Origin of the sequence: Streptomyces sp. yr375, assembly GCF_900110755.1 — a bacterium.
Taxonomy (GTDB): domain Bacteria; phylum Actinomycetota; class Actinomycetes; order Streptomycetales; family Streptomycetaceae; genus Streptomyces.
In genome coordinates this window covers 236,895-243,410 of sequence record NZ_FOFF01000008.1, presented here as the reverse complement: position 1 = coordinate 243,410, position 6,516 = coordinate 236,895, and the positions used below count along the sequence as shown (strand labels likewise).

Genomic DNA, 6,516 nt, shown 5'->3' with positions numbered 1-6,516 from the left:
CGGATCGCCATCAGACCCGGCATCTCATGCTCGGCGAGAGTGATCTCCTTACGGCCGAAAACGGCCAGGGAAAGATCGGCGACCTTGAAATCGGTGAAGTCAGCCGTGCGCGAGGGCATGTGTGCTCCTTGAGTCCAGGATGCTGCGGTGGATTTCGAGCGTCGCCGTGGAACGGTTCAGCGTGATGTAGTGCAGGCCGGGAGCGCCTTCGTCGAGGAGCCGGTCGGCCATCGTGGTGGCGTACTCGACGCCGATCCTGCGGCCTTCCGCCGGGTTGTCCCGGGCCGCCTCCAGACGCCTGGCCAGGTCGTCGGGAAAGGTGGCGTGGCTCAGCTCGGCGAACCTGGCGATCTGCCGGATGTCGACGGCGGGCATGATCTCCGGGATGAGCGGGGTGTCACAGCCGGCTGCGGAAACCCGGTCACGCAGCCGCAGATAGTCCTCCGCATGGAAGAACATCTGAGTGATCGCGTAGTCCGCGCCGGCCTTGCACTTGGCCACGAAGTGCCGGATGTCGCTTTCCCAGTCCGGGGAGCGCGGATGCCGTTCGGGAAAGGCGGCGACACCGACGCTGAAGTCACCCGACTCCCGTACCAGCGCCACCAGTTCATGCGCGTACCGAAGGCCCTGCGGATGCGGTGACCAGTGTGCGTTGGGATCCCCCGGCGGGTCGCCGCGCAGTGCCAGCACGTCCCGCACTCCCGCGTCCGCGTACTGACCGATGATGCGGCGCAGTTCGGCCGTCGAGTGCCCGATCGCCGTCAGATGCGCCACGGGTTGGAGCGTTGTCTCGTTCACGATCCGCTCGGTCATCTCCACCGTGCGGTCCCGGGACGAGCCGCCCGCGCCGTAGGTGACCGACACGAAGGAGGGTGCGAGCGGTTCGATCCGGCGGATGGCGTCCCACAGGACCCGAGTACCCGCCTCCGTCTTCGGTGGAAAGAACGATGGTCGGTGGCGATGGACCCTGTGACAGCGATGCGCATGTCAGACACCCGCTGCCTTGCGCAGCGCCTCGACCCGGTCGGTGCGTTCCCAGGTGAAGTCGGGGAGTTCGCGGCCGAAGTGGCCGTACGCGGCGGTCTGGGCGTAGATCGGGCGCAGGAGGTCGAGGTCGCGGATGATGGCGGCCGGGCGCAGGTCGAAGACCTCGTCGATGGCCTTCTCGATCTTCTCGGCGTCGACCTTGGCGGTGCCGAAGGTCTCCACGAAGAGACCGACCGGCTCGGCCTTGCCGATCGCGTACGCCACCTGCACCTCGCAGCGGGCCGCCAGACCCGCCGCCACCACGTTCTTCGCCACCCAGCGCATCGCGTACGCGGCCGAACGGTCCACCTTCGACGGGTCCTTGCCCGAGAACGCGCCGCCGCCGTGGCGGGCCATGCCGCCGTACGAACACTACGGCCGTGTTTCCACGGGTATGCCGCTACCGCCGTACCGCCGTACCGCCTTTACCGCTTTACCGCTTTACCGCTTTACGGCTCTACGGAGAGGTTTCGCTTCTCGAAGACTTCCCGGGCTGCTCGGATGGCGTTGAGGACGCGCGGGAAGCCGGCGTACGGGGTCGCCTGTGTCAGGGTCTCCACGATCTGGGTCGGGCTCAGGCCGACGTTGAGGGCGGCTCCGATGTGCACGCCAAGCTGGGGCGCCGTGTCACCGAAGGCCGTCAGGGCGGCGACGGTGACGAGCTGCTTGCGCTGCGGCGACAGCCACGGCCGGTGGTAGATGTCGCCGAAGGAGAACTCGACGATGTACCGGGCCAGGTCGGGAGAGATGTCCTTCAGGGAGTCCACGACGTCCAGGCCGTGCTGGCCGTCGACCCTGACCAGGTTCTCGGCGCCGCGCTCGTAGCGGTCGCGGTCGTCGTCCATGACCACCGGGTCGACGGTGACACCGTGGTCGGCGAAGACGCCCCGGGCGACGCGGATCGCGTTGAGCACGCGCGGGAAGCCCATGAAGGGGACCAGATGGACGAGGGCTTCCACGATCTCCACGGGGGTGACGCCGACCCGGAGGGCCGCGTCGATGTGGAACTGAAGCTGGGGTGCGGTGTCCCCCAGCGCGGCGAGCGCGCCGACCGTGGCCAACTCGCGTTCCTGCAAGTCGAGTCCGGGGCGATCGAAGATGTCGGCGTAGGCCCACTCGACGAGGAAGCGGCCGAGGTCCGGGGCGATGTCGGCCAGCGCGTCGACGATGGCGGCGCCGCCCGTGCCGGACACCTCACCGAGGATGGCGAGGCCGCGATCGAATCGGGTGTCGGTCTGCGCTGACGGGGAATCAGGCTCAGTCATGCTGCGCCAGGTTAGTAATTGGAGCGCACACCAAGCAATTTGAGCCCGGCCTCGTCGACCTCGCCCTCTTCGACGACTCCCGCGACTCCCGCGACTCCCACGACTCCCGCGACGAACGCCGACGGCGCAGTGCGCGTGTTGCGCGACCTGTCGGGACACTTTGCCCCCTACTGTCCCTTCAGGCCCGCCTGGTGACGGAATGTCAGCGACCCCGGCTGTCGCTGACTATCACTGGAAGTTTTTACCGACGTGCAACTTCACACTTCTGCTACTCAACCGTAACTTGACGAGTGAACAGCATCCTCGTGATCCGGATCGCAGGGCGTAAGGCCATCGCACCCCCTTGAGCCGCAAGGAGATCACACGATGCTGCCCTGGAAGCGCGTGCTCGGACCGTTCGCCGCACTGCTGCTGGCCGCCGCGGCCGTCACCGTCCCCGCGACCGCCGCCCACGCCGACACCACTCCCTCCACCTCCGCCTCCAGCGCGACCGCTTTGTCGAGCGGCTGGAACGACTACTCCTGCGAGCCCTCCGCCGCCCACCCCCGCCCCGTCGTCCTCGTGCCCGGCACCTTCGGGAACTCGATCGACAACTGGCTGGCCCTCGCCCCCTACCTGGTGGTCCGCGGATACTGCGTCTTCTCCCTCGACTACGGCCAACTGCCGGGCGTCCCCCTCTTCGACGGCCTCGGCCCCGTCGACAAGTCGGCCGGGGAGCTCTCCGTCTTCGTCGACAAGGTGCTCACCGCGACCGGCGCCGCCAAGGCCGACCTCGTCGGCCACTCGCAGGGCGGCATGATGCCGCGCCACTACCTGAAGTTCCTCGGCGGCGCCGCCAAGGTGAACGCGCTCGTCGGCCTCGCCCCCAGCAACCACGGCACCACGCTCGACGGCCTCGCCAACCTGCTGCCCTACTTCCCGGGCGCGGAGGAGCACCTCTCGGCCGCCGTCCCCGGCCTCGCCGACCAGATCGCCGGCTCGGCCTTCCTCACCAGGCTCAACGCGGGCGGCGACACCGTCGCGGGCGTCCACTACACGGTCATCGCCACCCGGTACGACGAGGTGGTCACGCCGTGGCGCAGCCAGTACCTCAGCGGCTCCGACGTGCACAACGTCCTGCTCCAGGACCTGTGCCCGCTGGACCTCTCCGAGCACGTGGCGATCGGACTGTCCGACCGGATCGCCTACCACGAGGTGGCCAACGCGCTCGACCCTGCCCACGCCACCCCCACCACCTGCGCGTCCGCCCTGAGCTGACCCGTCAGCGTGGACGGCACGACGAGCGAGGAGATCCGGCCCGCCACCGCGGCCGACGTGGCGGCGGTGAAGGCCGTCACGGACGCGGCGTACACGCCCTACATCGAGCGCATCGGACGCGTGCCGCTGCCCATGGGGGCGGACCACGCGGCGGACGTGGCCGCGGGGAAGGTGTACGTGACCGGTGACCCGGCCGGCGGCGCGGTGGTCGGCCTGGTGGTGGTCGAGGCGTTCGCCGACCACCTGTACCTCGACAGCATCGCCGTCCGCCCCGACGCCCACGGCACGGGCGTCGGGCGGCGGCTGCTGCACTTCGTGGACGCATACGCGCGTGCGCTCGGCCTGTCCGAGGTCAGGCTCTGCACGCACGCGAAGATGTGGGAGAACCAGAAGATCTACCCGAAGTACGGCTACGAGTTCGTGGAGCGCCGCGTGGAGGGGGCGTACGACCGCCTCCACTACCGCAAGCGGCTGGACTGACGGCGTCCGTCAGCGGGCGGTGTCAGCCGTCCGGCCACCAGGTGCGGGCGATGTCCTTGCGCACCTCGGGGCGGCCGGCGGGCCGTTCGTCGACCTCGTCGCGGATCCGGCGGGAGTCCGTCTTCTTCAGGGGCTTCTGCACGGTCGTGCGGCGCATGGCTGCCTCCTTCAGAGCCACCTGGTTCCGCGTTCTCACGGAGGTGGACCCTTTTGGGGAGAGTTCCTCATCGCCCCCGATCTGTCAGTGGCGGGCATCACGATTCGATTGTCAGTGGTGGGTGTCACTCTTGGGCACATGCCAAAAAAGAGTGACGAACCGACTCCGCCGGGTGTCGACTGGGACGCGGCGGCGCCCGCCTTCGACGACGAGCCGGACCACGGCCTGCGCGACCCCGAGGTGCGCGCCGCCTGGGCCCGGCGGCTGCGCACCTGGCTGCCGGAGCGCGGCTGCGCCGTCCTCGACCTCGGCTGCGGCACCGGCACTCTCTCGCTCCTCGTGGCCGAACAGGGACACCGGGTGACGGGCGTCGACCTGTCCCCACCCATGATCGACCTGGCCCGCGCCAAACTCGCCGGACACGACGCGGTGTTCCTCCTCGGTGACGCGGCCGCGCCCCCGGTCGGCGGGCAGCGCTTCGACGCCCTGCTCGTCCGGCACGTGCTGTGGACCCTGCCCGACCCCGCCCGCGTCCTGCGGCACTGGCGCGGCCTGCTGCGCCCCGGCGGGCGGCTCGTGCTGGTCGAGGGCGTGTGGGGGACCGTCACCCCGGTCGGCATACCGGCGGACCGCCTCACCGCCCTGCTGGCCCCGCTCGCCGGGAACACCCGCGTGGAGCGGTTGTCCGACGACGCGCGACTGTGGGGCGGCGAGGTGGAGGACGAGCGGTACGCGGTGGTGGCGACGGTGTGAGCAGCCCCCTACATGACCAGCCCCCGTACATGACCAGCCCCCTGCGCGAGCAGCCCCTTATGCAAGTTGATACGAGTTATGCGAGCAGGGTCTCGAAGTCGCCGTTGCGGGCCAGGGCGTCCAGTTCGTCGAGGGCGGTCATCGCTGCCTCGGCGGCTGCCGGATCGCGCTCCCGCAAGCCGCTCTCCTCGAACTCGTCCTCGTCCAGTCGTCGGACGTCCGTCCCGTCGGCGGAGCGCCACAGGTCCAGGTCGAGGTCCTCGACGGTGAGTTCGGTGCCGGACAGGGTGGCGGGGCGGGTGATGTCGCAGTACCAGCCCTTCAGGGCGCCCGCCCGGTCGCGGACCTCCTTCACCGCGTACCAGCGGTCGCGCCAGTAGTACTCCGTGAAGACGTCGCCCGCCTCGAACCGCACGAAGCCGAAGTCGCGGACGCCGTCGCCGGCCCAGGGCGCGCGGACGGCGATGCGCGTGCCGTCGTCCGAGAGCAGTTCGGCCGCGTACCTGATCTTCGTCCGGCCGGCCTTGACCAGGACGACGTCCACCGGACGCACCGGCGCCGGCTCAGCCGAGTTCGCGGACATACCGCACCTCCGTCGCGCAGATCTCGTACCCGAACCACTTGTTGATCGCGAGCATCGGCCCGTTGTCCGTGTCGTTGCCCGTGTACGCCTTCGTGTACCCCGCGGCGCGGGCGCGGTGCAGGGAGTCGTTCTTGACGAGCCTGGCCAGGCCCCGGCCGCGGTGGGCGCGGGCGGTGCCGGTCATGCCGGTGGTGTAGCGAGCGGCTCCGTCGGTGTGGGCCACGCTGAAGGCGACCGGGCGGCCCTCGGCGACGGCGACCGAGGTCAGCTCCCGGTCCAGGTGCGGATGCCGCCAGTACTCCGCCACCCACGCCTCGTAGTCCGTGAACTCGGTCTGGATGTCGCCCGGTTCGTCCGAACCCGCCTCCGCGTCCAGGGCGAACAGCGGGCGCGGGTCGTCGGCGAAGTCGGCGGCCGTACGCAGCTCGACGCCGGGCGGGGGATCCTGGAGCGGCGGCAGGGAAGCGCCGGCCAGGTCCAGGCGGAGGAAGTGGGCGGAGCGGCTCGCCCGGTAGCCGTGGCGCTCGGCGAAGACCCGGTTGCCCGGCTCGTCCAGGACCCAGGCGAACAGCTTCGTCGCCCCGTGCGCCGTCAGGTGCTCCTCGGCCGTACGGACCAGCAGGGCGCCCGCGCCGTGTCCGGTGCGCGCCGGGTCCACGTACACGTTGAGCGCGCCCTGTCCGGGCTCCGGGCTGTCATGGGCGAGGCCCACCTGTGCCGTTCCGATGATCTCGCCGTCCGCCACCGCGACCAGCCTGCGGGCGTGCGCGCCCGGGTGGGACAGGGCGAGGCCGTGCAGCAGGGAGGCGGGGCTGAAGAACACGTAGGGCAGGGCGCGGTGCCTGACCCGGATGAAACCCTCGAGGTCGGCAGGCACGCCGGGGCGCAGATCGCGCACGATGACGGTCATGTGAGCGCACGCTACGGGCGGGAGCCGCGCCTCTGCCTCTCATTTATGCCCCCATGCATACCCCTCGTTTTCCCTGGGTGCGGGA

Annotated in this window: 8 protein-coding genes and 2 pseudogenes; 3 read left to right on the top strand and 7 right to left on the bottom strand. The window is 70.2% G+C overall.

The annotated features are described in order from the left end of the window. The 4 genes and pseudogenes from BMZ82_RS12110 to BMZ82_RS12095 all read right to left on the bottom strand — a co-directional run. Positions 1–119 (bottom strand): adenosylhomocysteinase (locus BMZ82_RS12110; RefSeq protein WP_143098845.1); only part of this gene is annotated, 119 nt, incomplete at its 3' end. Next, positions 100–945: pseudogene (gene metF, locus BMZ82_RS12105) on the bottom strand (methylenetetrahydrofolate reductase [NAD(P)H]); the annotation flags it as partial. The gene BMZ82_RS12110 and the pseudogene metF, both read right to left, overlap by 20 nt. Before the next feature lie 42 nt (positions 946–987). Further along, a pseudogene (locus BMZ82_RS12100) lies at positions 988–1,395 on the bottom strand (methionine adenosyltransferase domain-containing protein); the annotation flags it as partial. Positions 1,396–1,475: 80 nt separating this feature from the next. Continuing rightward, entirely contained in the window at positions 1,476–2,291 is an 816-nt protein-coding gene (locus BMZ82_RS12095) for a carboxymuconolactone decarboxylase family protein (RefSeq protein WP_093774701.1), read from the bottom strand. A 366-nt stretch (positions 2,292–2,657) separates the two neighbouring features. Between BMZ82_RS12095 and BMZ82_RS12090 the strand changes: the two genes are divergently transcribed. Beyond that, the gene (locus tag BMZ82_RS12090) at positions 2,658–3,548 is read left to right on the top strand and encodes an esterase/lipase family protein (protein ID WP_093774699.1); all 891 of its coding nucleotides are present in this window, start codon (positions 2,658–2,660) and stop codon (positions 3,546–3,548) included. Positions 3,549–3,557: 9 nt separating this feature from the next. Beyond that, positions 3,558–4,028, top strand: coding sequence for a GNAT family N-acetyltransferase (locus tag BMZ82_RS12085; protein ID WP_177244462.1), 471 nt, complete (start codon positions 3,558–3,560; stop codon positions 4,026–4,028). Between the two features lie 22 nt (positions 4,029–4,050). Here BMZ82_RS12085 and BMZ82_RS41725 read toward each other — a convergent pair whose 3' ends face one another. After that, a complete protein-coding gene (locus BMZ82_RS41725; protein WP_020128204.1) occupies positions 4,051–4,185 on the bottom strand; it encodes a hypothetical protein in 135 nt (44 codons plus the stop codon). Between the two features lie 138 nt (positions 4,186–4,323). Between BMZ82_RS41725 and BMZ82_RS12075 the strand changes: the two genes are divergently transcribed. Then, positions 4,324–4,938 (top strand): class I SAM-dependent methyltransferase, encoded by a 615-nt coding sequence (locus BMZ82_RS12075; protein WP_093774697.1) that lies wholly within the window; start codon positions 4,324–4,326, stop codon positions 4,936–4,938. Between the two features lie 76 nt (positions 4,939–5,014). On the opposite strand, the gene BMZ82_RS12070 is transcribed toward BMZ82_RS12075, so the two are convergent. Beyond that, entirely contained in the window at positions 5,015–5,521 is a 507-nt protein-coding gene (locus BMZ82_RS12070; RefSeq protein WP_093774695.1) for a ribonuclease FAU-1 family protein, read from the bottom strand. Continuing rightward, complete coding sequence (locus BMZ82_RS12065) at positions 5,502–6,431, bottom strand: GNAT family N-acetyltransferase (RefSeq protein ID WP_093774693.1); 930 nt, start codon at positions 6,429–6,431, stop codon at positions 5,502–5,504. Before BMZ82_RS12065 ends, BMZ82_RS12070 begins: the two co-directional genes overlap by 20 nt. Positions 6,432–6,516: the final 85 nt, after the last annotated feature.